This window comes from uncultured Arthrobacter sp. (assembly GCF_947493765.1).
GTDB lineage: Bacteria > Actinomycetota > Actinomycetes > Actinomycetales > Micrococcaceae > Arthrobacter_D.
Genome location: NZ_CANLSZ010000009.1, coordinates 73,189 through 97,653, shown reverse-complemented (window position 1 = coordinate 97,653; position 24,465 = coordinate 73,189). Strand labels below are relative to the sequence as shown.

Annotated in this window: 18 protein-coding genes; 5 read left to right on the top strand and 13 right to left on the bottom strand. The window is 69.6% G+C overall.

The genetic code is table 11. The features are described from left to right. Window positions 1-402 precede the first annotated feature (402 nt). Genes glgB through Q0747_RS12440 form a run of 3 tightly spaced genes read right to left on the bottom strand, consistent with a single transcriptional unit; the run spans window position 403 to window position 8,032 of the window. Window positions 403-4,227, bottom strand: coding sequence for a 1,4-alpha-glucan branching protein GlgB (gene glgB / locus Q0747_RS12450; protein WP_298255101.1), 3,825 nt, complete (start codon window positions 4,225-4,227; stop codon window positions 403-405). Further along, window positions 4,224-5,993 carry a maltose alpha-D-glucosyltransferase gene (gene treS / locus Q0747_RS12445; RefSeq protein WP_298255099.1) on the bottom strand — a complete coding sequence of 590 codons (1,770 nt, stop codon included), beginning with the start codon at window positions 5,991-5,993 and terminating at the stop codon, window positions 4,224-4,226. The genes glgB and treS overlap by 4 nt, the downstream gene beginning before the upstream one ends. Next, complete coding sequence (locus Q0747_RS12440; protein ID WP_298255097.1) at window positions 5,993-8,032, bottom strand: alpha-1,4-glucan--maltose-1-phosphate maltosyltransferase; 2,040 nt, start codon at window positions 8,030-8,032, stop codon at window positions 5,993-5,995. The genes treS and Q0747_RS12440 overlap by 1 nt, the downstream gene beginning before the upstream one ends. Window positions 8,033-8,161: 129 nt before the next feature. Between Q0747_RS12440 and glgP the strand changes: the two genes are divergently transcribed. After that, complete coding sequence (gene glgP, locus Q0747_RS12435; RefSeq protein WP_298255095.1) at window positions 8,162-10,774, top strand: alpha-glucan family phosphorylase; 2,613 nt, start codon at window positions 8,162-8,164, stop codon at window positions 10,772-10,774. Between the two features lie 62 nt (window positions 10,775-10,836). Here the strand turns inward: glgP and glgX are convergent, their stop codons facing one another. The 5 genes from glgX to Q0747_RS12410 form a co-directional block, all read right to left on the bottom strand. Continuing rightward, complete coding sequence (gene glgX, locus Q0747_RS12430) at window positions 10,837-12,936, bottom strand: glycogen debranching protein GlgX (RefSeq protein WP_298255093.1); 2,100 nt, start codon at window positions 12,934-12,936, stop codon at window positions 10,837-10,839. Between the two features lie 10 nt (window positions 12,937-12,946). Then, window positions 12,947-13,927, bottom strand: coding sequence for a 23S rRNA (guanosine(2251)-2'-O)-methyltransferase RlmB (gene rlmB / locus Q0747_RS12425; RefSeq protein ID WP_298255091.1), 981 nt, complete (start codon window positions 13,925-13,927; stop codon window positions 12,947-12,949). Window positions 13,928-13,995: 68 nt separating this feature from the next. After that, complete coding sequence (gene cysS / locus Q0747_RS12420) at window positions 13,996-15,456, bottom strand: cysteine--tRNA ligase (RefSeq protein ID WP_298255089.1); 1,461 nt, start codon at window positions 15,454-15,456, stop codon at window positions 13,996-13,998. A 23-nt stretch (window positions 15,457-15,479) separates the two neighbouring features. After that, complete coding sequence (ispD, locus tag Q0747_RS12415) at window positions 15,480-16,793, bottom strand: 2-C-methyl-D-erythritol 4-phosphate cytidylyltransferase (RefSeq protein ID WP_298255087.1); 1,314 nt, start codon at window positions 16,791-16,793, stop codon at window positions 15,480-15,482. Window positions 16,794-16,872: 79 nt separating this feature from the next. Further along, window positions 16,873-17,355, bottom strand: a complete 483-nt coding sequence (locus Q0747_RS12410) for a CarD family transcriptional regulator (protein ID WP_148601235.1) — start codon at window positions 17,353-17,355, stop codon at window positions 16,873-16,875. A 254-nt stretch (window positions 17,356-17,609) separates the two neighbouring features. Here Q0747_RS12410 and Q0747_RS12405 point away from each other — a divergent pair, with 254 nt between their 5' ends. Then, window positions 17,610-18,137 (top strand): hypothetical protein, encoded by a 528-nt coding sequence (locus tag Q0747_RS12405; protein WP_298255084.1) that lies wholly within the window; start codon window positions 17,610-17,612, stop codon window positions 18,135-18,137. A 9-nt stretch (window positions 18,138-18,146) separates the two neighbouring features. Here Q0747_RS12405 and Q0747_RS12400 read toward each other — a convergent pair whose 3' ends face one another. Both Q0747_RS12400 and Q0747_RS12395 read right to left on the bottom strand, forming a co-directional pair. After that, window positions 18,147-18,827 carry a response regulator transcription factor gene (locus tag Q0747_RS12400; protein ID WP_298255082.1) on the bottom strand — a complete coding sequence of 227 codons (681 nt, stop codon included), beginning with the start codon at window positions 18,825-18,827 and terminating at the stop codon, window positions 18,147-18,149. Beyond that, window positions 18,824-20,008 (bottom strand): cell wall metabolism sensor histidine kinase WalK, encoded by a 1,185-nt coding sequence (locus tag Q0747_RS12395; RefSeq protein ID WP_298255081.1) that lies wholly within the window; start codon window positions 20,006-20,008, stop codon window positions 18,824-18,826. Before Q0747_RS12395 ends, Q0747_RS12400 begins: the two co-directional genes overlap by 4 nt. A 170-nt stretch (window positions 20,009-20,178) precedes the next feature. On the opposite strand from Q0747_RS12395, the gene phoU reads away from it, so the two are divergent. Beyond that, a complete protein-coding gene (gene phoU / locus Q0747_RS12390) occupies window positions 20,179-20,838 on the top strand; it encodes a phosphate signaling complex protein PhoU (RefSeq protein ID WP_298255080.1) in 660 nt (219 codons plus the stop codon). Between the two features lie 27 nt (window positions 20,839-20,865). On the opposite strand, the gene Q0747_RS12385 is transcribed toward phoU, so the two are convergent. After that, window positions 20,866-21,612, bottom strand: a complete 747-nt coding sequence (locus tag Q0747_RS12385) for a phosphoglyceromutase (protein WP_298255078.1) — start codon at window positions 21,610-21,612, stop codon at window positions 20,866-20,868. 81 nt (window positions 21,613-21,693) lie between these two features. Between Q0747_RS12385 and Q0747_RS12380 the strand changes: the two genes are divergently transcribed. Beyond that, complete coding sequence (locus Q0747_RS12380; RefSeq protein WP_298255076.1) at window positions 21,694-22,494, top strand: class I SAM-dependent methyltransferase; 801 nt, start codon at window positions 21,694-21,696, stop codon at window positions 22,492-22,494. A 5-nt stretch (window positions 22,495-22,499) separates the two neighbouring features. Here Q0747_RS12380 and Q0747_RS12375 read toward each other — a convergent pair whose 3' ends face one another. Together Q0747_RS12375 and Q0747_RS12370 are read right to left on the bottom strand one after the other, a co-directional pair. Next, a complete protein-coding gene (locus tag Q0747_RS12375; RefSeq protein WP_298255074.1) occupies window positions 22,500-22,829 on the bottom strand; it encodes a DUF2516 family protein in 330 nt (109 codons plus the stop codon). A gap of 9 nt (window positions 22,830-22,838) precedes the next feature. After that, complete coding sequence (locus Q0747_RS12370; protein ID WP_298255072.1) at window positions 22,839-24,017, bottom strand: PLP-dependent aspartate aminotransferase family protein; 1,179 nt, start codon at window positions 24,015-24,017, stop codon at window positions 22,839-22,841. Between the two features lie 55 nt (window positions 24,018-24,072). On the opposite strand from Q0747_RS12370, the gene Q0747_RS12365 reads away from it, so the two are divergent. Continuing rightward, the gene (locus Q0747_RS12365; RefSeq protein ID WP_298255071.1) at window positions 24,073-24,438 is read left to right on the top strand and encodes a hypothetical protein; all 366 of its coding nucleotides are present in this window, start codon (window positions 24,073-24,075) and stop codon (window positions 24,436-24,438) included. Window positions 24,439-24,465: the final 27 nt, after the last annotated feature.

The following is a 24,465-nucleotide window of genomic DNA, read 5'->3' as shown; positions in this document are numbered from 1 at the left end:
AAATTCAACCAATCAACAAACAATCGGTATCAAAAAACTTGGCACACTATTGAGTTCTCAAACAACAGGAGCAAACGGCACCAAACACGATCAAACAACCATGTCATCGCTCCGAAGCAACTTCCTAAACCTACACCCACCAACCCCACCACACAAATCCACCAAACCCTGCTCGAGCATCTCCACTCCGGAAGGAGTTCGAATCGTTCGATCGTGCGGAGTTTGGCCGAGTGCTTTGGGGCGTCGGCGCGGATCTAAACGATAGCACCGGACGTGCTGCGATGCAAAGCAGATGCAGGACACCAGCGCCGGGACGGCACACACGGGACAGCGCACACAAGACAGCGGCGGCACTCCCCGTGGGAGCACCGCCGCTGCGTGGTGCCGAGTATCGCCGGTCGGTCAGGAGGCCGCCGGCTTGAAGTAGAGCGCCCCGAGCGGTGGGACGCGGATGTCCCCGTAGGCGGGCTGCCCGTTGTGGGCGCCCTCCACCGCGGTGATCCAACCGCCGTTGCCGACACCCGAGCCGCCGAACTCCTCGGAGTCGGTGTTGAGGACTTCCGTCCATTCACCGGCCCACGGCAGTCCTACCCGGAATCCCTCGTGCGGTCCGCCGGCGAAGTTCACCACACACACCAGGGGGTTCCCCTGATGATCCCATCGGATGAAAGAGAGCGTATTGTGCTCGCCGTCGTTCTCGTCGATCCACTGGAACCCGGCCGGCTCGTTGTCCCGCGCATACATCGCGGGGGTCTGCCGGTACACGTCGTTGAGGGACCGGACCAGCTCCTGGACACCCTTGTGCGAGGGGGTCTCGGTAAGCCACCAGTCGAGGCTGCGCTGCTCCGCCCACTCGGCCTCCTGGGCGAACTCCGTGCCCATGAAGATCAGTTGCTTGCCGGGATGGGCCCACTGGAAGGCCAGGTAGGCACGGACGTTCGCCAGCTGCTGCCAGCGGTCGCCGGGCATCTTCCGCAGCAGGGAGCCCTTGCCGTGGACCACCTCGTCGTGCGAGATGGGGAGCAGGAAGTTCTCGGTGAACGCGTACACCAGCGAGAACGTCGCCTTGCCGTGGTGGTGCTTGCGGTTGATCGGATCCTCTGCGACGTACTCGAGGGTGTCGTGCATCCAGCCCATGTTCCACTTGATGCCGAAGCCCAGGCCCCCGCTGCTGGTCGGCCTGGTCACACCGTCGAACGCCGTCGACTCCTCGGCGATCATGACGATCCCCGGAGCCCTCCGATAAGCGGTGGCGTTGACCTCCTGCAGGAAGGAGATGGCCTCCAGGTTCTCCCGGCCGCCGAACCTGTTCGGCCTCCACCGGCCTTCCTCGCGCGAGTAGTCCAGGTACAGCATCGAGGCGACGGCGTCGACCCGGAGGCCGTCGATGTGGAACTCCTCGAGCCAGTAGAGCGCATTGGCCACGAGGAAGTTGCGTACCTCGCGACGCCCGAAGTCGAAGATCAGCGTGCCCCAGTCCTGGTGCTCGCCGAGGAACGGGTCGCCGTGCTCGTAGAGCGTCCCGCCGTCGAACTTGGCCAGCGCCCATTCGTCCTTGGGGAAGTGGGCGGGGACCCAGTCCATGATGACCCCGATGCCCGCCTGGTGCAGCCTGTCGATCAGGTACTTGAAATCGTCGGGGGACCCGAAGCGCGACGTCGGCGCGAAGTAGGAGGTGACCTGGTATCCCCAGGAGCCCCCGAACGGGTGCTCGGCGACGGGCATCAGCTCCACGTGGGTGAAGCCCTGCCAGGTGACGTACTCGACCAGCTGCTCCGCGAGCTCCCGGTAGTCCAGCCCCTGACGCCACGACGCGAGGTGCACCTCGTAGACGCTCATGGGCCCGTTGTGCGGATCCGTCTCGGCCCGCGCCTGCATCCACGCATCGTCGCCGAAGACGTGCGTCGACTCGACCACCCTCGACCCCGTGAGGGGAGGGATCTCCGTGCCCCGCGCCATGGGGTCCGCCTTCTCCCGCCACTGGCCGTCGGCCCCCTGGATCTCGAACTTGTAGCGGGTCCCCGCTCCGGCGCCGGGGATGAAGATCTCCCAGACGCCCGTGGAGCCGAGCACGCGCATCGCATTGACGCTTCCGTCCCACCCGTTGAAATCACCCATGACCCGGACGGCGCGCGCGTTCGGCGCCCACACGGCGAAGGACACACCCTCGATGTCGCCGAGCACCGAGGAGTAGTGGCGCACGTGGGCGCCGAGGGCGGTCCACAGCGTCTCGTGGCGACCCTCGCCGATCAGGTGCAGGTCGATCTCACCGAGCGTCGGCAGGAACCGGTAGGGATCGTCGACGACCATCGGCTCGGCGTCGTAGGTCACCTCGAGGCGGTAGTCCGGGACGTGCCCGGCGGTCTCGGCCCGGAGTGCCCCGACCCAGATGCCGTTGTGCTCGTGCCGCAGTTCCGTGCGACCCGAGCCGGTGACGACGACGACCGAGCGGGCCAGCCGCCGCAGCGTCCTGATCGTGACGACGTCGTCGTCCGCGAGATGCGCGCCCAGCACCCCGTGCGGTTGGCTGTAGGCACCCTCGGAGACCTGCTGCAGGAGGGACTGCTCCACCTCCACGGGGGTGAGCTCGGGGGTCGGGGAGGACGCCGGACTGCCGGTCGACTCGGCCACCGTCTCCTTCACGGTCTCGGTGACGCTGTCGGCCGCGGCCGACGCCGCCTTCCTGGCCTTGGCCGCGGCGGCCTTCGTCTTCCCGGCCACTGCCTTCGCGGTCTTCGCCGTCTTCTTCGCGACGCTCTCGTCGTCCGGGCCCTTGCCCGGTCCTGTGTTGCTGGAGGAGGTCATGTCAGCTGCTTTCGTAGCGTCCGCCCCGGGCTTGACCCCCAGGGCGCGTCGGACGTCCCGGACGGGCATTTCGACCCAGTCCGGCCTGTTGCGGATCTCGTAGACGACTTCGTACAGGGCCTTGTCGAGCCACAGGGCCCTGAAGAGCGGGCCGGTCGTGTCGATGCGGGCACCGGCGTCCTGCGCGTAGCCCTCGAGGAAGGCCTCCCGCGCCGCCGTGGACCACTGCTCGGTCGCGGCCGCCTCGGAGGAGCCGACGGCGGACGCCCCGCGCGACGCCGCGGCGTACTCGAGCGAGCGGACCATGCCGACGACGTCGCGTACGGGCACGTCGGGGACGCTGCGCTCCGCGGTGGGCCTGAGCGGTTCGCCCTCGAAATCGATGACGAGCCAGTCGCCGTCGGGGGTCTGGAGGATCTGACCGAGGTGCAGGTCGGCATGGATCCGCTGCAGGGGAGGGATGTCCTGCAGGTCCTCCACGTCCTGGATGATCCTGTCCACCTCGGCGCCGAGGGGCCCGACGGCGTCGCCGGCCTCGTCCCACGCCCAGCGGATGCGCTGCGCGAGCGCCTCCCGGAACTCCGTCCTCTCCGTGTCGGTCGCCTGCCTGCTGCCGAACGCCCCTTCGAGCTGGCGGTGGATCCGCGCCACGGCCCCACCGAGCCCGCGCGCCTGGGCCGTGAAGTCGGTTGCCGTCGATGCGGCCAGCGATGCGGTGCGCCACGCGTCGGTGCTGCCCTCCACGAAGTCCCGCAGCACGCTCACGTGCCCGGTGACGAGTGCCCCGGTGCGGTCGTGCGCCTCCTGCCACGATCCGGTGACCCAGCCGAAGGTGTCGGGGGTGTCGGTGGACCCTTCGGCGGTGAGTCCTGCGCTGATCTGCACGTCGGGGCTCTCCCCCGAGGCGAGGACGCGGAAGAACTTGACGATCATGGACCCTGGGCCTGCGCCGTAGACCACGGAGGTGTTCGACTGCTCGCCCTGCAGGATCTTCACGGGCTGCTCGTCACCGGGTCCCTGGTGTTCCGGCTCCTTGATGACGACGCCAGCCAGGCTTCCGTCCGCGGAGTGCGCGCCGGTGAGGATGAACGACACCCAGAGCCGCACGAAGTCGGGGTCGTGGGTGGCGTCGTAGGCCCAGCGGGTCCCGAGGACAGGGTGCTCCACCTGCCCGATGAGGGCCGACCCGGCGCCCGGGATGGGCTCGGGCCGGTAGCTGATGGGCACGCTGACGACGTCGGTGCGCCGACCCGACTCGACGGCGAGGAAGTTGACCTCGAAACCGGCGACACCCGCCGGATCCTCGAGGACGGTGCCACCGGCGACGGTCAGGGCGACGGAGCGCCCCTTCGCGGGGAACCACCGCTGGGACGGCAGCCACTCGTTGAGGAGGTCGGGGACGAACGGGGTGTGGGTGCTCACTGGTCGACGGCCTCCGGGAGGGCGATGACCGGCATCGCCTGGGTGTGCGGGGATGACGTGTTGGAGTGCGCCGAGCGGACCCGCAGCCAGAAGAAGTCGTGGCTGCCGAGCGTCAGGGTCATCTCGCCGTCGGCGGCGAACGCGGGGAAGACGGCTCCCCCGAAGAGATCCCGCAGGCCCCGTCCGGCGTACTCCGGCAGGTGCATCCTCGCGGCGACGGGGTGCTGCGACAGATTGAAGATGCACAGCACCGACTCCGAGTACTCGTCCTCGGCATTGGTCTCGGGTATCTCGCGGACGAAGGCCAGCACGTTCTCCGAGTCGACCGGCACGTTCCGGTAGGCGCCGAGGCCGAAGGCGGGGTGCGCCTTGCGTACCGCGAGCATCTGACGCAGCCAGTGCAGGAGCGAACTCGACGTCGCCATCTGCGCCTCCACGTTGACGTGGTTGTAGTGGTACACGAGGGACTGGACCACCGGGAGGTACAGCTTGCCCGGATCCACCGGCGAGAAACCCGCGTTGCGGTCCGGGTTCCACTGCATGGGCGTGCGTGAGGCGTCCCTGTCCTCGAGCCAGATGTTGTCCCCCATCCCGATCTCGTCCCCGTAGTACAGGAACGGGCTGCCCGGCAGGGAGAGCAGCAGCGCGTGGATGAGTTCCACCTCGGCCCGCGAGTTGTCGAGCAGCGGGGAGAGGCGACGGCGGATACCCACGTTGGCGCGCATCCGCGGATCCGGCGCGTACCAGCCGAGCATCGCCTCGCGCTCCTCGTTGGTCACCATCTCCAGCGTGAGCTCGTCGTGGTTGCGGAGGAAGGTGCCCCACTGGGCGCCGGCGGGGATGTCCGGGGTGTCCCTCATCGTCTCGATGATGGGAGCCGCCTTCTGGTCGCGCAGCGCGTAGAAGAGCCGGGGCATGATGGGGAAGTGGAAGGACATGTGGCATTCGGGGCCGTCCTCGTCACCGAAGTACTCCACCACCTCGTCCGGCATCTGGTTCGCCTCGGCGATGATCACCCGGCCCGGGTAGTTCTCGTCCACCATGGCCCGCAGGCGCTTGAGGAACTCGTGGGTCTTGGGCAGGTTCTCGCAGTTGGTGCCCTCCTCCTCGAACAGGTAGGGGATGGCATCGGCGCGGAAACCGTCGATCCCCTGGTCGAGCCAGAACCGGACGACGTCGAAGATGGCCTCCTGCACGGCGGGGTTCTCGAAGTTCAGGTCCGGCTGGTGGCTGAAGAACCTGTGCCAGAAGAACTGCCGGCGCACCGGGTCGAAGGTCCAGTTGGACTCCTCGGTGTCCACGAAGATGATGCGGGCGTCCTCGTACTTCTCGTCCGTGTCGCTCCAGACGTAGAAGTCACCGAAGGGTCCCTCGGGGTTGCTGCGGGACTCCTGGAACCACTGGTGCTGGTCGGAGGTGTGGTTGACCGGCAGATCGATGATCACCCGGACCCCGCGCGCGTGGGCCTCGGCGACGAGCCGCTTGAAGTCGCTCATGGACCCGAACTCGTCGAGGACGTCGTAGTAGTCCGAGATGTCGTAGCCGCCGTCGCGCAGCGGGGACTCGAAGAACGGGGGGAGCCAGAGGCAGTCGATGCCGAGCCACTGCAGGTAGTCGAGCTTCTCGATCAATCCCGAGAGATCCCCCGAGCCGTCACCGTTCGCGTCGGCGAAACCGCGCACCAGGACCTCGTAGAAGACCGCCTTGCGGTACCAGTGGGGGTCGTGGGCCAGTCCGGGTGCGTTCAGCTGGAAGGGGTTGACCACTAGCGCTGTCTCCTGATCGAAAGAATGTGGGCGGGTTCCACGTGGGGGTCGAGCCGTACGTAGTTGTGCTCGCCCCAGGTGAACGTCTGGCCGGTGATGAGGTCGTCGACGAGGAACAGGCCGTTCTCGTCGAGGTCGGCCGCGTCCAGCGCGAATCGGGCCAGATCGAGCGAGACGGTGCTCTCCCGCGTGCCGTGCGGGTCCACGTTCACGACGACGATGACGGTGTCCTTGCCCTGGTCCGTCTGCTTGTGCTTGGCGAAGACCAGGGTGGCGGGGTCGGTGCTCGAGTGGATGCTCAGGTTCTCGAGATCGCCCAGGGCCGGATGCGAACGTCGGATGGCGTTGAGCCTCGTGATGAAGGGGGCGAGGGACCGTCCCTCGGCCTCCGCCGCGGCGTAGTCCCGGGGCCGGTACTGGAACTTCTCGTTGTCCAGGTACTCCTCGGCGCCGGGGCGGGCCACGTGCTCGAAGAGTTCGTAGCCCGAGTACACGCCCCACAGCGGACTGGCCATGGAGGCCAGGACGGCGCGGATACGGAAGGCCGCGGGCCCGCCGTACTGGAGGTACTCCGTGAGGATGTCCGGGGTGTTGACGAAGAAGTTCGGCCGGAAGTACGCCGGCGAGACCGTGCTGATCTCGGTGAGGTACTCCTCGAGCTCGGTCTTCGTGTTCCGCCAGGTGAAGTACGAGTAGGACTGCTGGAATCCGGCACGGCCCAGGGCGTGCATCATGGGCGGGCGGGTGAAGGCCTCGGCCAGGAAGACGACCTCCGGATGGTCGCTGTTGACCTTCGCGATCAGCCACTCCCAGAACTGCACCGGTTTGGTGTGCGGATTGTCCACGCGGAAGATCTTCACGCCGTGATCGATCCACATGAGGACGATCCGCAGGACCTCCTCGGAGATGCCCTGGGGGTCGTTGTCGAAGTTGATCGGGTAGATGTCCTGGTACTTCTTCGGGGGGTTCTCCGCGTAGGCGATGGAACCGTCCACCCGTGTGGTGAACCACTCGGGGTGGGTGGTGACCCAGGGGTGGTCGGGAGCTGCCTGCAGCGCCAGGTCGAGGGCCACCTCGAGATCCAGTTCACGGGCACGGGCCACGAAGGCGTCGAAGTCGTCGAAGGTCCCGAGATCGGGGTGGATGGCGTCGTGTCCACCCTCCTCGGAGCCGATGGCCCAGGGGGACCCGGGGTCGCCGGGGCCGGCGGTGAGGGTGTTGTTCGGTCCCTTGCGGTGCACCCGACCGATCGGGTGGATGGGCGGCAGGTAGACGACGTCGAAGTTCATGGCGGCGACGGCGTCGAGGCGCTTGGTGGCCTCGCGGAAGGTCCCGGAGGTCCACTCGGCGGTCTCGGGATCGTAGCGGGCACCCTCGGAGCGGGGGAAGAACTCGTACCAGGCGGCCCGGCCCGCCAGCTCGCGTTCCACGGTGATGGGGTAGGCGGAGGACTCGGTGACCATGGAGCGGACGGGTCGGCGCCCGATCGCCTCGTGGATCTCGGGCGAGAGACCTGCGGCCAGGCGGGCCTCGACACTCCGGTCGGTGTCGGCCAGGATGCGGGCGGTGGCGCGGAAGAGATCCGCGTCGGCCGCGGAGCGCTCGCCCGCCGCACGCTCGAAGAGGGCGGCTCCCTCGGCGAGCATGAGCTCGGTGTCCACGCCTGCGGCGATCTTGATCGTCGCGTCGTGCTCCCAGGTCCCGAAGAGGTCGGACCATCCCTCGATGCGGAAGGAGTGGAGCCCCTGGGCGCGCGGCGTCAGGGTCCCGGCCCAGCGGTCGAGACCGGATCCGACGGGCGTCATGCGCACGCGCTGTACCTCGTTACCCCGCGGGTCGTAGAGGACCGCGGACACCCCGAGCTGGTCGTGGCCCTCCCTGAAGACGGTGGCGCCGACGGCGATGTCCGAGCCGGGGATCGCCTTCGCGGGGAAACGGCCGTCCTCCACCACGGGACTCACGGCGGTGATGGGGATGCGGCCGAAGCGCAGTCCCTCCGGATACCGGGTGTTCGGGTTCTCTTCGCTGGTGGTTCTCACCCACACGACGTTAGCGATTAAAGGCCTGAATTCCTAAGGGGGCTTGGAATGACCTCCGGGTGAACGTCTTATTGCACCGTCCCGCGTCGCAGCCGTCGTCCGGCGAGGTAAGTGCGCTAGCGTGAAAGGGTGAAGGCAATCCGTAGATTTACCGTCCGTACCGTCCTCCCCGAGAGCATCGCCCCGCTCGGCAGACTCGCAGGCAATCTGCGCTGGTCCTGGCATCTGCCGACCTCGCGCCTGTTCGAGGACATCGATCCGGCGGCCTGGGCGGACAGTGGTCACGACCCGGTGGCCTTCCTCGGTTCGGTCACGCGGGAGAAGCTCCAGCAGCTCGCCGCCGACGAGGCGCTCGTGCGGCGCATCGGCGAACTCGACGCGGATCTCGACGAGTACCTGACGGGCCCACGCTGGTACCAGGGCGTCGGTGACGAGGCGCCGCGCAGCATCGCCTACTTCTCGCCGGAGTACGGCATCAGTGCGGTCCTCCCCCAGTACTCCGGTGGCCTCGGCATCCTCGCCGGCGACCACCTCAAGTCCGCCTCCGATCTCGGTGTCCCGCTGATCGGCGTCGGCCTGCTGTACCAGGCCGGCTACTTCAAGCAGTCGCTCTCCCGTGACGCCTGGCAGCAGGAGACCTACCCCGTCCTCGACCCCGACAATCTACCGCTGACGCTCCTGCGGGAGGCGGACGGCTCGGCCGCGAAGGTGGTGTTGCCGCTGCCCAACGGCCGCCAGCTCGCCGCGCACATCTGGCGCGCCGACGTCGGGCGCGTACCCCTGCTGCTCCTGGACTCCAATGTCGCCGAGAACGACGAGGCCGCACGCGACGTCACCGACCGGCTCTACGGCGGCGGCGGGGACCAGCGGCTCCAGCAGGAACTGCTGCTCGGCATGGGCGGTGTGAAGGCGCTGCGGATCTTCGAGAGGCTCACGGGGACCCCGGCGCCCGAGGTCTTCCACACCAACGAGGGTCACGCCGGTTTCCTGGGGATCGAGCGCATCCGCGAGCTCATGGATCCGGCCAACGAGTCCCCCATGAGCTGGGAGGAGGCGCTGACCGCCGGCCGGGCGTCCACTGTCTTCACCACCCACACGCCCGTCCCCGCGGGGATCGACCGTTTCGAGCGGACGCAGATCGAGCACTTCTTCCACGCGGGTCTGGCACCGTGCGTGCCCACCGACCGGGTGCTGGCCCTCGGCGCCGAGAACTACGCGGACGGCGATCCGACGAAGTTCAACATGGCCGTCATGGGCCTGCGCCTCGCCCAGCGCGCCAACGGGGTGGCCAAGCTGCACGGCGAAGTGTCCCGCGGCATGTTCTCGGGTCTCTGGCCGGGCTTCGACACGCAGGAGGTGCCCATCACCTCGGTCACCAACGGCGTGCACGTGCCGAGCTGGGTCGATCCGGAGATCGCCGACTTCGCGCGCTCGTCCTTCGGCGCGGAGTCCATCCTCGACCCGCAGTGGAACAAGGTGTACGACGTCCCCGACACCGACATCTGGGCCCTGCGTCGCAGTCTGCGCTCCAACCTGGTGGACGACGTCCGCGGTCGCCTGCGGTCCTCCTGGAAGAAGCGGGGGGCGTCCGGGAAGGAACTGGCCTGGACCGACTCCGTCCTCGACCCGGACGTGCTCACCATCGGCTTCGCCCGCCGCGTCCCCACGTACAAGCGGCTCACCCTGATGCTGCGTGAGCCGGCGCGCCTGAAGGCCCTGCTCCTGCACCCCGAGCACCCCATCCAGCTCGTGATCGCCGGGAAGTCGCACCCGGCCGACGAGCAGGGCAAGCGCATGATCCAGGATCTGGTGCGCTTCACGGACGACCCCGAGGTCCGCCACCGGATCGTCTTCCTGCCGAACTACGACATCGCCATGGCGCGCACCCTGTTCCCCGGCTGCGACGTCTGGCTGAACAACCCGCTCCGCCCGCTCGAGGCGTGCGGGACGTCCGGCATGAAGTCCGCCCTCAACGGTGGCCTGAATCTCTCCGTCCTGGACGGCTGGTGGGACGAGATGTACGACGGCGACAACGGGTGGGCCATCCCGACGGCGCACGACAGCGCCACGGCCGAGGAGCGCGACGACATCGAGGCGGCAGCGCTCTACGACCTCCTCGAGACCCAGGTGGGCCCGCGCTTCTACTCGCAGGTCCCCGCCCAGGGCGCCGGCGCCGCAGGACCCTCGGAGCCCTCGCACGACGGCGTCCCGCACCAGTGGATCGCCATGATCAAGCACACCATGGCGACGCTGGGCCCGGCGGTCTCGGCGGAGCGCATGCTGCAGGACTACGTGGAGAAGCTGTACCGGCCGGCGTGCCGCGCGGGCCGTGAGATCACGGCGAACCAGTTCGCCCTCGCACGCCGGACAGCGGCCTGGCGCTCCCGCGTCCACGGCAACTGGCCTGCGGTGCAGGTGGAGCACGTGGAATCCACGGGGGTCTCCGAGGACCCGCAGATCGGCGATGCACTCACCGTCAGCGCGTACGTCGCGCTCGGCGGACTCGACCCCGAGGACGTCACGGTCGAGGTGGCCTACGGCCGGGCGCTCGACAACGACGAGCTCAGCGACGTGTCGGTGGACGAACTCCGGGTCTCCGAGAACCTGGGGAGCGGACGCCACCATTTCACCGGGGCCATCACGATCGACCACACCGGGTCCTTCGGGTACACGGTGCGGGTACTGCCGCAGCACTCCACGCTCGTCTCGAAAGCCGAGATGGGCCTGGTCGTGAACGCCTGACCGGCGTCCACTCGAGCTCACGACGGAGCCCGGGACCACTGGTCCCGGGCTCCGTCGTCCCCTCAGCAGCGGTAGATGCGCAGCGAGTCCGGGGCCAGCACGTCGGCGTCGCCCGGGCGGAGCCTTGCAGCGGGCGGATCGTCCGGCGACCCGGGTGCGGCCGAGTCGAACACGGCGCCGAACCAGCCCCGCCGATCCACGTCCCGGCCGAGCACGGAGGGTGCGGGCGGGAGCCGGATGTGCGCCTCGTGGGGTGAGCCGTTGACGACGACGAGGCCGGCGATGCTGCCGCCCGCCGAGCCGAGGAGGAACTGCACGGTCCGCGTCTGCGGGTCCTCCCACTCCCGCGCCGTCATGGGTACTCCCGCACCGCTGAACCACAGCAGCGTCGACCGGTCCGCGCGGGACGGGAAGCTCGCGGGCTGCCGCGACAGGAAGTCCCGCCGGAGCCTGAGCAGGGTCCTGGTGGACGCCAGCATGCGCCGGGACGCGGCGTCGTCGGGCCAGTGGACCCAGGCGAGCTCGTTGTCCTGGCAGTAGGCGTTGTTGTTGCCGCCCTGCGAGCGGCCGAACTCGTCCCCCGCCGTCAGCATCGGCACGCCGAGCGAGACGAACAGGGAGGCCAGCAGATTCCGGGCGCTCCGCTCGCGGGCGGCGAGGACGGCGTCGTCCTCCGTGGGGCCCTCGACCCCGTGGTTGTAGCTGTGGTTGTGGCTGTGCCCGTCGCGGTTGTCCTCGCCGTTGGCCTCGTTGTGCTTGCGCTCGTACGCGGTGAGATCGGCGAGGGTGAAACCGTCGTGGGCCGTGACGAGATTGACCGAGGCCAGGGGACTCCGCCCGGAGGCCGCGAAGGCGTCGGAGGAACCGGAGAGGCAGCCCGCGAGCCGGCCCGTCGAGGACCCCGACCCGCCGCCGGCGATCGCGGCGACGTCGCTGAGCCAGAAGTCGCGCACCGTGTCCCGGAAGCCGTCGTTCCAGTCGGCCCAGCCCACGGGGAACCGCCCGGTCTGCCAGCCGTCGTGGCCGATGTCCCACGGCTCCGTGATGAGTTTCGTCCCGCGCAGGGCCTTCGACGCCTTCGCCGCGACGAGGAACGGGTGCCTGGCCGAGAACGCCCCCCGCTCGTCCCGCGCCAGCGTGACGGCCAGATCGAACCGGAACCCGTCGATCCGGCACTCCTCCACCCAGTAGCGGAGGGAGTCCAGGGCGAACTCCATGACGTGCGGCTGGGAGAAGTCCAGGCTGTTGCCGCACCCGGTCGTGTCCACGTAGCGGCCGGCGTCGTCGTGGCGGTAGTAGTCGAGGTCCCCCAGTCCACGCCAGCACAGGGCGGGCCGGTGCTGTTCGCCCTCGGCGGTGTGGTTGTAGACGACGTCGAGGATCACCTCGAGTCCGGCATCGTGGAGCACGCGGACCATGGTCTTGAACTCGTCGAGCACCGCCGCGGGTCCGGCCGCGCGTGCAGCCTCCGTGGCGTACGCGGAGTGGGCGGCGAAGAAGCCGAGCGTGTTGTAGCCCCAGTAGTTGCTCAGGCCCAGGGGTTCGAGATGCGGCTCGTCGATGTGGAACTGGACGGGCAGGAGCTCCACGGCGGTGACGCCCAGCTCGCGCAGGTACCCGGTCATGGCCGGATGACCCAGCCCCGCGTAGGTGCCGCGGAGCTCCTGGGGCACCCCCGGGTGCAGCTTCGTCAGGCCCTTGACATGGGCCTCGTAGATGACGGTGTCCCGCCACGCGGTCCCGGGACGCTCGCTCGTCCCCCAGTCGAAGGTGTGCTCCAAGAAGACCGAGTAGTAGACCGGCGCGGCCTGCTCGTCCGTCCCGCGGTCGACCAGGACCGTCTCCACCGCCCGCGCGTACGGATCGAGGAGCAGCTGTGCCTCCCCGTGCGCTCCGGGCAGCTCCTGGCCCGTGGGCCAGAACGCGTAGAGGGCGCCGGCCTCCACCGGGCCCACCACACCGTGATGGACGCCGCCGTCGAGCCCCACCAGGGTGTCCGAGGCCCAGGTGCCGTCCGAGCGGCGCCAGTGCACGTCCATCGAGGCGATACCGGGGGCGCGGACGGCCGCGTTCGCGTGCGCGTCCCCGCCCGAACCGATGCCGTGGAGTCCGAGCGGGAAGTCGCGGGAGGCTCGCGGGAGGAGCTGTGCCTGCTGGGTCATGACGGCCCGATCAGGAGGCGCGCTGGCGGGAGACCTCGTACAGGGTGATTCCCACCGCCATCGACGCGTTGAGGGACTCCATGGCCGAGTCGATGGGGATGGACACGATCTGGTCGCAGTTCTCGCGGACGAGCCGGGACAGGCCCTTCCCCTCGGAGCCGACGACGATGCAGATGGGATCGCGTCCCAGCGAGAGCGCGGGCAGTGAGACGTCGCCGTCGCCGTCCAGCCCGAGCACGAAGATGCCCTTGCTCTTGAAGGACTTCAGCGCCGAGTTCAGATTGCCCACGCGGGCCACGGGCACCCGGACGGCGGCACCGGCGCTGGTCTTCCACGCCGAGGCCGTGACGCCTACCGCACGGCGCTCGGGCACGATCACGCCGTGGCTGCTGAAGGCAGACGCGGAGCGGATGATGGCGCCCAGGTTGCGGGGGTCCGTGATGCCGTCGAGGGCCACGAAGAGCGGGGCGTTGCCCACATGTCCGCGACGGTACCGCTCGATGGTCTGGTCCACGAGGTCGAGCGCGTCGGCGTATTCGTAGGGCGGGATCTGCAGCATGAGGCCCTGGTGCACGGCGCCGTCCGTCATGCGATCGAGTTCCGGCTTGCCGGTCTCCATCACGGGGATGCCGCGCTCGTTCGCGAGCTTCAGCGAGTCGCGCACGCGGTCGTCCATCTCGACGCGGATGGCCACGTGGAGCGCCTTGGCCGGGATCCCCGCGCGGAGCGCCTCGAGGACGGAGTTGCGGCCCGTGACGACCTCCTCGGCCGCCTTGCCCTTGGTCCTGCCGGTTCCTGCGCTCTTGCCACCACGTTTCGCGGCGGAGCGTTCGGCCAGCTCCTTGCTCTTGTACGCCTTGTGGTACGGACGGTCCTCCGCCTTCGGGGTGGGGCCCTTGCCCTCGAGCGACTTCCGTCCGTGGCCGCCGGTACCGATCGTGGGGCCCTTCTTTGTTTTGCGAACCGCGCCTGGACGCCCGTGACTGGCCATGGAAGAACACCTTTAGTCGGAAGAAGAATCACGGCCAGTTTACGCGGCCCTGCCGGGGGCCGTGTGTCCTACCCGGCGGTCAGGGACCAGCTGGCGCCGTCCGCCGAGTCCTCGAGGGTGATCCCGGCTGCGGCCAGCCCGTCCCGTATGGCGTCGGCCCTGGCCCAGTCGCGCGCGGCGCGGGCCTCGCCGCGCTCCGCGATGCGGTCGGCGACGAGAGCCGCCAGGGCGCGGCTCCCGGCCGCGTCCACTGCCGTGCCGGAGGGAGCACCGGCGTCGTCGAGGCCGAGGACCCCGGTCATGGCGACGACGGCGGCGAGCCCGGAAGCGACGGCGTCGTCGTCCCCCGCCGCCAGCGCGGTGTTCGCGCTGCGCACGGTGGTGTGGAGCACGGCGAGCGCCTGGGGCACGTTGAGGTCGTCGTCCATGGCCGCGGTGAAGTCCGGGGGAAGGGCAGCGGCCCTCGCGGCGCCGCGGACCGGGGGTCCGACCCGCGCGGTCGCCTTCGCGACGAAGCCGTCGATGCGTGCCACGGCCGCGGCGGCCTCCTGCAGGGAGGTGCCCCGGTAGTCCAGCACCGAGCGGTAGTGCGCCTGGCCGAGGTAGTAGCGCACCACGCGGGCCCCGGCGGCATCGATCATCTCCTGGGGGCCGACGGTGTTGCCGAGGGACTTCGACATCTTCTCGCCGCCGTAGGTGACCATGCCGTTGTGCATCCAGAAGCGGGCGAAGGCGTGGCCGGCGGCCTGCGACTGGGCCATCTCGTTCTCGTGGTGGGGGAAGCGCAGATCCAGGCCCCCGCCGTGGATGTCGAACTCGGCACCGAGGTACCGGGTGACCATGCTCGAGCACTCGAGGTGCCAGCCGGGCCGTCCCGCACCCCACGGGCTGTCCCAGGACGCCGTTGCGGGGTCCGTGTCCTTCGAGCCCTTCCACAGCGCGAAGTCCCGTGGGTCGCGCTTGCCGCGCGGATCGGCGTCGGGAGCTGCCTGCATGTCGTCCAGACCCTGGTGGGTGAGGCTGCCGTAGGCGGGCCACGACCGGACGTCGAAGTAGACGTCGCCCGAGCCGTCGGGTGCGGGATACGCGTGCCCGCGGTCCACGAGGCGCTGGATGAGCGCGTGCATCTCCGGGATGTGGCCCGTGGCGCGCGGCTCGTACGTGGGGGGCCGGACGCCGAGCGCGGAGTAGGCGCGGGAGAACTCCTGCTCGAACCGGTAGGCCAGGGCCCACCATTCCTCCTCGGGAACCACGGCGGGATCGGCGGAGGCGCCGTCGCCGAAGGACGCGCGGGACTTGTCGAGGATCTTGTCGTCGATGTCCGTCACGTTCCTGACGACGGTGACCCGCAGCCCGCTCGCCTCGAGCCAGCGCGTGAGCTGGTCGAAGACGATGGCGGAGCGCACGTGGCCCACGTGCGGCATGCCCTGCACCGTGGCGCCGCAGTAGTAGAGACTCGCCCTGCCCGCCTCGAGCGGTTCGAAGGGACGCACCTCGGCGCGGGCGGTGTCATAGAATCGCAGGCTCACCGGTCCAGATTACCCGGCGGCCCTCAGCGATCCGCCCGGTCCGGCTCCCCCGGGTCCGACCCCGATGCGACGACGACGGCGGTCGCGATGGCCGCGACACCCTCTCCCCGACCCGTCAGGCCGAGGCCGTCGGTGGTGGTCGCGGAGATGCTGACCGGGGCCTGCGCCGCGTCGGAGAGGGCAGTCTCGGCCTCCGTGCGGCGGGGGCCGAAGACGGGTCGGTTGCCGATGAGCTGCACGGAGATGCTGCCGATCTCGAAGCCCGCTTCCCGCACGATCCCGGCAGCAGCCGCGAGCAGGGTGCGGCCGGAGGCTCCGGCGTACTCCGGCCGGCCTGTACCGAAGTGCACCCCGAGATCACCGGTCCCGGCCGCGGAGAAGAGCGCGTCGCAGGCCGCGTGGGCCACGACGTCGCCGTCCGAGTGCCCGGACAGCCCGCGCTCCCCCTCCCAGCGGAGACCGGCGAGCCACAGCGGCGCAGGGGCGTCGTCCGGGGCGTAGGCGTGGACGTCGGTGCCGATGCCGGTCCGGGGAAGGCCGAGGCGGTCGCCGGGGTACATGGTGCTCCTGGTGCGGGTGCTGGTGCTGGTGGGATCGGTCGGAGCCCGTGGGGCCGTGGTGGTCCGCGCGAGGACGGCCTCGGCGACGGTCAGGTCCAGAGCGGTGGTCACCTTGAAGGCCAGGGGGTCGCCGTCCACCACGTGGACGGCGGTACCGCGCGCCTCCATGAGCATGGCGTCGTCCGTGGCGGCGGCATGCTCGGCGGATGCGCTCGCATGCGCCTCGAGCAGGGCCCCGGCGTCGAAGCCCTGGGGTGTCTGCACCGCGCGCAGCGCGGCCCGGTCGGGGGTACGGGTGACGACGTCGCCCTCCACCATCTTGACCGTGTCCACCACGGGAAGGACGGGGATCACGGCTGCCGCGCCGGCGGCGACCCCGGCCGCCACCCGGTGGAAGACCCCGGGCGGGGTGAGCGCCCGTGCGGCGTCGTGCACCAGGATCGTCCGGAGGGTCGAGGGGAGGGCCTCGAGGCCGGAGCGGACCGATTCCGTGCGTGACGCCCCACCGGTGACGGCGAGGATGCGCGGCCCGCCCTGCGCAGCAGCGCGGGCGACGACGTCGGCCAGCACGGCGTCGTCGGGCGGCAGCACCACCACGACGACCTCGGCGATCCCCGCGGCGAGGACGGCCCGGAGTGCGTGCTCGAGGAGGGTGAGCCCGCCGCACAGGACGCGGGCCTTCGGGATCCCGTGGCCGAGGCGTCGCCCCGATCCGGCGGCGACCACGACCACGCCCACGCCGGCGCGGACGGACTGCGGGGCTGGGTTCACGGGCATCACGCCACCCTATGACAGCAGACAGCGGAAGAGGGGCCCGAAGGCCCCTCTTCCGCTGGATTCTGCGCCAGGACGGCTCCTAGGAGGCGAGGACCTCGTCGAGGACCGTTGCCGCCTTCTCCTCGTCGGTCTTCTCCGCCAGTGCCAGCTCGGAGATGAGGATCTGCCGCGCTTTCGCGAGCATCCTCTTCTCACCGGCCGACAGTCCGCGGTCGTGGTCGCGGCGCCACAGGTCGCGCACCACCTCGGCGACCTTGATGACGTCGCCGGATGCGAGCTTCTCCAGGTTTGCCTTGTACCGGCGCGACCAGTTGGTGGGTTCCTCGGTGAACTCGGCGCGCAGGACGTCGAACACGTGCTCGAGGCCTTCCTTGCCGACCACGTCGCGTACTCCTACAAGATCGACGTTCTCCGCCGGTACTTCTATCGTCAGGTCACCCTGGGCCACCTTGAGCTTGAGATACATCTTCTCTTCGCCCCTGACGGTACGCATCTTGATCTCCTCGATCTTCGCTGCGCCGTGGTGAGGATAAACAACTGTTTCGCCGACCTCAAAAACCATGTGGACATTCCCCTTTCCCGAAGACGAGTTTATCACGGGGGCGACACGCCGCTGGCGTGTCTGCGCAGGTCAGCGGCCCAATGAGCCTCCTGTGGCTATCATTCGCCTCTTGACGGTGCGGGGATCCGGTGGTTCACGCGTTGCGCACCGGCTGCGCCGACGCCACGATTCACCGGGCTTGCCGATAGTCTGGTTCACGGGTCCGCACCGGATCGCGCCCGAAGTCCCCCTGTTGAACCCCAGGAGTTTGTGTCGTGAATGTCGTACCGAAGAATCGCGCGCAGCTGAGCATCGCTGCCGCCGCGCTCGTGATGCTGTCCGTCTCCGGCTGCAACTTCACCGCCCCCCAGGGGACCACCATGGTGGTCGCCCCCTCGGACGGCATCGTGAAGGACCTCGGCCCGGTGCTGCTGCGCAACATCCTGATCGTCGGCACCCTGGACGAGTCCGAGGGACGCCTCGTCGGGACCGTCTCCAACACGAGCGACGACGACGTCGACCTCTCGATCCGCGCGGGCGGCGCCTCCACGAGGATCACGATCGAGGGCGGCAGCGAGCTCCGGTTCGAGGACGAGACGGGCGACGACGGCACGCTGGCCGGCGTGGAGGACGTTCCGGGCTCGCTGGTAGCCGTCGACTTCGAGGTGGACGGCGAGCGGGCCACCTACGAGGTGCCGGTACTCGACGGCGCTCTCGAGGAGTACCGCGAGTACGTTCCCGGCGGCTACACGCCCCCGCCGACCGAGCCCGCCACCATGGACGAGGAATCCGAGGGCGAATAGCCCCTCGCGTCAGGGCTCGTACTTGTAGCCCAGCCCCCGGATGGTCACGAGATGGCGCGGATTCGAGGGATCGGGTTCGATCTTCCCCCGAAGGCGCTTGACGTGGACGTCGAGCGTCTTGGTGTCCCCCACGTAGTCGGAACCCCAGACGCGGTCGATCAGTCGGCCACGCGTCAGGACGATCCCCGAGTTGCGCAGGAGCAGCTCGAGGAGCTCGAACTCCTTGAGTGGGAGGGCCACCGGCTCGCCGTCGATGCTCACCGTGTGGCGCTCCACGTCCATGCGGATGCGGCCGGCCCGGATGGTGCTCGGGGCGGGCTCCTCGGTCTCCCCGCGGCGTCGGAGGACCGCGCGGATCCGGGCGATGAGCTCGCGCGAGGAATACGGTTTCGTGACGTAGTCGTCCGCCCCGAGTTCCAGTCCCAGCACCTTGTCCATCTCCGTGTCCTGGGCCGTCAGCATGATCACCGGGACGCTCGAGCGCAGGCGCAGCTGCCGACACACCTCCGTGCCCGAGAGTCCGGGGAGCTGCAGGTCCAGGAGGACGAGGTCCGCGCCCGAGCGGTCGAACTCGGCGACGGCCTCGAGGCCGTCCGCGACGACGGAGACCTCGTACCCCTCCCTGCCGAGGAGATAGGCGAGGGGGTCGCTGAACGACTCCTCGTCCTCGACGACCAGGATGCGCATCATGCCGGGACGCCCCGCTCCTGGGCGGGAGCCGCGACCGCCGCCGCGTCGCCGTCCGGGCCCGCTTCCATCTCCGGCAGCCGGACGGTGAACGTGCTGCCCTGGCCTGCCTGGGACCAGACGGTGACCTCGCCACCGTGATTGGAGACCACATGCTTGACGATGCTGAGGCCGAGGCCGGTGCCCCCGGTCTGGCGTGAGCGGGCGGCGTCGATCCGGTAGAACCGCTCGAAGATGCGCTCCTGCTCCTCGGCCGAGATGCCGGGTCCCTGATCGGTCACCGAGACCTGCACGAGTCCGTCCTTCGAGCGCACGCCCACTCCCACCCGCGTGCCGTCGGACGCATAGCGGATGGCGTTGTCGATGAGATTGCGGAACGCGGTCATGAGCAGGTCGCTGTCGCCGTAGACCGGAGCGCGGACGGAGCCGCCCACCACGATCTCGATCTGCTTGCTCTCGGCGGGGAGGCGATTGCGGTCCACGGCCTCGCTGATGACCGCGTTGATGTCCACCGGCTTGCCGCGGCGGACGACGTCGGTGCCCTGCAGCCGGGAGAGTTCGATGATGTCCTGCACGAGGGCCGAGAGACGCCCGGACTCCTTGTGCATGCGCTGGGCGAAGCGGCGGACCGCGACCTCGTCCTCGGCGGCGTCGTCGATGGCCTCGGCGAGGAGCGAGATGGCGCCCACGGGTGTCTTCAGTTCGTGCGAGACGTTCGCGACGAAGTCGTTGCGGATCTCCTGGCTGCGGGTGATCTCCGTGCGGTCGTCCGCGAGGACCAGGATGTACTCGGAGCCCAGCGCGGCGACCCGCACCTGGACCACGATGGTGCCCTGCCCGAGGGGCCCGCGGGGCAGTTCGAGCTGGCGCTGCTCGATCACGCCGTCGCGGCGGACGCGCGCCGTGAGCTCCAGCAGTTCGGCGTGGACCACGGTGTGCCCGCGCACCAGGCCGAAGGCGTAGGCGGCGGGGCTGGCACGGACGACGCCGTCGATCGCGTCCACGATCACGTACGCGCGCCCGATGACCGAGAGGACCTCCGCGGCTCCCTCGGGGAGGGAGGGTTCGTCCTCGTAGAGGAGCCGGAGCCGCTGCGCCTCGCTCGCACGGAACGCCGCCATCCCGCCCACCCCGAGGGCGAGGCCGACCAGCCCGGCCAGGAGCGTCAGGAGAAGGGGGTCCACGCCCCCAGCTTATGCGGTGCCGTCGGGCGGCACGGCCTGTTCGGTGGCAATCAGTGGGTGGTTCAACTAACGTTCACCCAGAGCGGAGCAGCAGTTCACCGCTGACTGGAATGCTCGTCGGTGGGACTGTCGATCCGATCGCAGTCGAAACTTCCAGCTAAGGACTCCACGTGCGCAAGGTTTTCCAGGCCGAACTCCACCAGATCGGCGAGGGGCTGATCGAGATCTCGCAGCTGGTGTCCGACGCCGTGCAGAAGGCCAACACGGCGTTCAGGACCGCCGACACCGAACTCGCGCAGGACGTCATCGCCGCCGATGCGCGCATCGACTTCCTCCAGAACGATCTCGACGAGCGGGCCATCGACATCCTGGCGCTCCAGGGGCCCGTGGCCTCGGACCTGCGCATGATCGTCGGTGCCCTGCGCATGAGCGCGTCCCTCGAGCGCATGGGCGATCTCGCGCGTCACATCGCCCAGCTGGCCCGCCTGCGCTTCCCCGCCAATGTCATCCCCGACGGCGTCCGCGCCACGTTCGACGAACTCGCCGACCTGGACGAGCAGATCGCCGGGAAGGTGAAGGAGCTCCTCGAGACCCGCAATCTGGAGCTGACGAACGAGATCAACGCCGCCAAGGCACGCGTGAGCGCCCTGCACGCCGGGGTGTTCAAGGCCGTGGCGGCGGACGACTGGGCCGAGAGCGCCCCCACCACGGTGGACGTCACCCTCGCCAGCCGGTACTACGAGCGCTTCGCGGACCACGGCGTCTCGGTCGCCAGCAAGGTCACCTACCTCGTGACCGGCGAATGGCAGCCGAGCGCGCCGCTAGTCTGACGCCGCCCTGGTGACGCTCCGGTAGGACTAGTGCTTGCCCTGGTTGGCCACGGCACTGATGGACGCGGCCGCCGCCTCCGGGTCGAGATAGGTCCCTCCGGCCTTGACCGGTGTGAGCTCCTCGTCCAGCTCGTACACGAGCGGTATACCCGTGGGGATGTTCAGCGCCGCGATGTCCTTGTCGCTGATGCCGTCGAGGTGCTTCACGAGTGATCGCAGCGAGTTGCCGTGGGCCGCGAGGAGCACGGTTCTGCCGGCCCTGATGTCCACCGTGATGTCCGACTCCCAGTAGGGCAGGAACCGTTCCAGGACGTCCCTGAGGCACTCGGTGCGCGGGAGGTCGTCGCCGAGGTCGGCATACCGGGGGTCGTCGGCCTGCGAGTACTCGCTGGAGTCCTCGAGCGGCGGGGGCGGGGTGTCGTAGGACCGTCGCCATTCCATGAACTGCTCCTCGCCGAACTCCGCGAGGGTCTGGGCCTTGTCCTTGCCCTGCAGCGCACCGTAGTGCCGCTCGTTGAGGCGCCAGCTGCGCTTGACGTCGATCCAGCTGCGATCGGCCGCCTCGAGCGCGAGATTCGCGGTGATGATGGCGCGCTTCTGCCTGGAGGTGTAGACGATGTCGGGGAGGATTCCTGCCTCGGCCAGCAGCCGGCCGCTGCGGGTGGCCTCCTCGCGGCCCTTCGGTGTGAGTGCGACGTCCACCCAGCCCGTGAAGAGGTTCTTCTCGTTCCATTCGCTCTGCCCGTGGCGCAGCAGGATCAATGTGTAGGTCATGGGCCCAGTCTGCCGTATCCCGCTGCCGCGGGTCATGTCCGCGACGGCTCTGTTTCCCCGCGCGTGGCCTACCCTTGAGCAGTGCCGCCGCGACAACGCTCCCCGAAGGTCCTGGGGACCATCACCCGCGGCACCACCAGTCCCAATCGCCTCCGGCGCGTGGACCGCTGGCTCGCCGGACCGCAGGGACATCGCCTGCGCCGGGCGGCCGAACCCCTCGTGGTGGACCTCGGCTACGGCGCGGCGCCGGTCACCGCCGTCGAGCTGTTCTCACGCCTGCGGTCGGTGCACGACGGCGTCGAGGTGGTAGGCATCGAGATCGACCCGGCGCGCGTGGCCGCCGCCGAGCCGCTGGCCAGGCCCGGCCTGTCCTTCCGGCAGGGTGGCTTCGAGTTGCCGCTCGGAGGGCGGCGGCCAGCCCTGGTGCGTGCGTTCAACGTGCTGAGGCAGTACGGGGAGGACGAGTACGCCGCGTACTGGGACGAGGTGCGGGGTCGGCTGGCGCCCGAAGGCCTCTTCGTGGACGGCACGTGCGACGAGATCGGCCGCCGCGCGGCCTGGGTGGCGCTCGATGCCACCGGTCCGCTGTCCCTGAGCATCTCCCTGCGTTTCGGTGCCTTCGCACGCCCGTCCGATGTCGCGGAGCGCTTGCCCAAGGCCCTGATCCACCGCAATGTGGAGGGCGAACGGGTCCACGCCTACCTGCGGGCGCTGGACCGGGCCTGGCTCGACGCGGCGGCTCTCGCGGCCTTCGGGAACCAGCAGCGCTGGTCCGCCATGTGCGCGGCGCTCAAAGCCGACGGCTGGCCGTTGCTCGACGGTCCCTCACGCTGGCGACTCGGCGAGATCACCGTCGCCTGGTCCGCCGTGAGACCGGGGTAGGACTCCTACCAGGGACCGTAGGGTCCGCTGTTGCCGCCCCGGCCCGAGGTCTGGCTGACGGCCGGCTTCACGTCCGCGAGGTAGACGCAGGCCGCGATGATCGCGACGAGCTGGAAGAGATTGAACCCACCCCGGCTCGCGAGCACGGACAGCAGGCCCACGACGACGGACCCGGCGGTGAGTGCCAGCCAGAAGCCCTTGGTGCGCTTGAATGCGGCCTCGAACGCGGTCCCGGGACGCCGGACGCAGTCGGCCAGGGCCCAGACCTCGATGCCGAGGGCCACCAGGCCGAGCACGAGGTACAGGTAATACTGGATTTCGAAGACGAGGAGCACGCCTTCAGCTTAGCTGGCCCGTGCGTGGCGTAGTGCCCGGTCGAGATCCGCCCAGAGGTCGTCCGCGTTCTCGATGCCCACGGACAGGCGCACGAGTTCCTCGGGGACCGTCTCCGGCTCGGCGGGTTGGCGACGTCGTCGCTCGATCAGGGATTCGACGCCGCCGAGCGAGGTCGCCGGGAGCCAGAGCCGGACGGCCGCCACGAGGGCATCGGCCGCCGCGGCGTCGTCGAGCTCGATGCTGATGATCCCGCCGAACCCGTCGAACTGGGCGGCGGCGCGCTCGTGGCCGGGGTCCGTCGGCAGACCCGGGTAGCGGACGCGGCGGACCGCGGAATGCCCGGCGAGCCGGTGGGCGAGGGTGGCCGCGTTCTCCTGGCTCCGTTCCATGCGGAGTGCGAGTGTCCGCAGCCCGCGCAGGGCGAGCCACACCTCGAACGGCCCCGCAATGGCACCGTGCAGGGTCCGGTGGGAGAGCAGACGCTCTCGGAGCGTCGGGTCATCGGTGGCCAGCGCCCCGAGGACGACGTCGGAGTGTCCGGCCAGCCACTTGGTCACCGAATGGAGGACGACGTCGACCCCCGACTCGAGGGGGCGGTGCACGATCGGCGTGTTGAAGGTGTTGTCGGCGACGACCATTGCTCCGGCGGCATGAGCGGCTGCGGTCAGCACGGCGAGTTCGGCGACCTCGAGCATCGGATTCGTGGGGCTCTCGAGCCACAGCATGAGCGCGCCGTCGGTGGAGCGGCCCGCGAGCGCCTCCAGCAGCGACAGGACCGATTCCGTGTCGGCGATGTCGACCAGGTGCAGCTCGAAGCGACCCCGGGCCTGGAGATCGGCGGCCAGGCCGAGGGATCCGGCGTAGCCGTGGCGCGGCATGATCACCACGCCTCCCGTCGGGACGAGGGACAGGGCTGCTGCCGCTGCGCCGAGGCCCGAGCCGAAGACCAGGGCGGGCAGTGCGGCGGCCTCGAGCAGGCCGAGTGCCTCCTCGAACGGGTCCCAGGTGGGATTGGACCCGCGGGCGTAGATGCGGTCGCCTGCCTCCGGGGCCCGGGTCTCGTAAAAGGTCGACGAGAGCACGATGGGTGCGTTGACGGGGGCGTCGTGCTCGCGAGGGGGCCGTCCGGCCGCGACCACGAGCGTGTCGGGGGCCAGATCCCCGTGGGGCGGGTGCTGCTCGGTCATGGCTCCCACCCTAGTTGGGCGGAAGCGCTGCGCCTGTGGATGCGGTTCGAACACTGTGTCCTGCGTTAGTTGGGCCGGTTTCCCGACGCTTCAGGACAAGTACGATGCCGCTGACCTCGTGGTCGTCGCGTCGTCCGCGGCACGGGATGGGACAGCACCTGTCTTCGGGGCCGACGCCCACGCCTATGACGTGCGGGTGGACGACGTCCTGAAGGGCGATCTGGATGAACCTCGTGTGCGCATCTCGGCGATGCCCGACCCCTGCAGTGGACGTGCGGAATACCCGGAGGGCGACCCTCTGGACACCTCCGAACCCCTTCTCGTCTTCGCCACTGTGCAGGACGGCGAATGGTTCACGCTGACCCCGACCGACGGGACCGCACCCTTCACGAAGGATGCGCTGGACTCCGTCGTGAGGTGAGCACGGCGACCCTGAGGAGCCGGAGCA

Bases quoted from the DNA above. Each gene is read 5' to 3' on its own strand.
- glgX (WP_298255093.1), bottom strand. From the start codon at position 12,936: ATGACCCAGCAGGCACAGCTCCTCCCGCGAGCCTCCCGCGACTTCCCG.
- rlmB (WP_298255091.1), bottom strand. From the start codon at position 13,927: ATGGCCAGTCACGGGCGTCCAGGCGCGGTTCGCAAAACAAAGAAGGGC.
- ispD (WP_298255087.1), bottom strand. From the start codon at position 16,793: ATGCCCGTGAACCCAGCCCCGCAGTCCGTCCGCGCCGGCGTGGGCGTG.
- Q0747_RS12410 (WP_148601235.1), bottom strand. From the start codon at position 17,355: ATGGTTTTTGAGGTCGGCGAAACAGTTGTTTATCCTCACCACGGCGCA.
- Q0747_RS12400 (WP_298255082.1), bottom strand. From the start codon at position 18,827: ATGATGCGCATCCTGGTCGTCGAGGACGAGGAGTCGTTCAGCGACCCC.
- Q0747_RS12385 (WP_298255078.1), bottom strand. From the start codon at position 21,612: ATGACCTACACATTGATCCTGCTGCGCCACGGGCAGAGCGAATGGAAC.
- Q0747_RS12370 (WP_298255072.1), bottom strand. From the start codon at position 24,017: ATGACCGAGCAGCACCCGCCCCACGGGGATCTGGCCCCCGACACGCTC.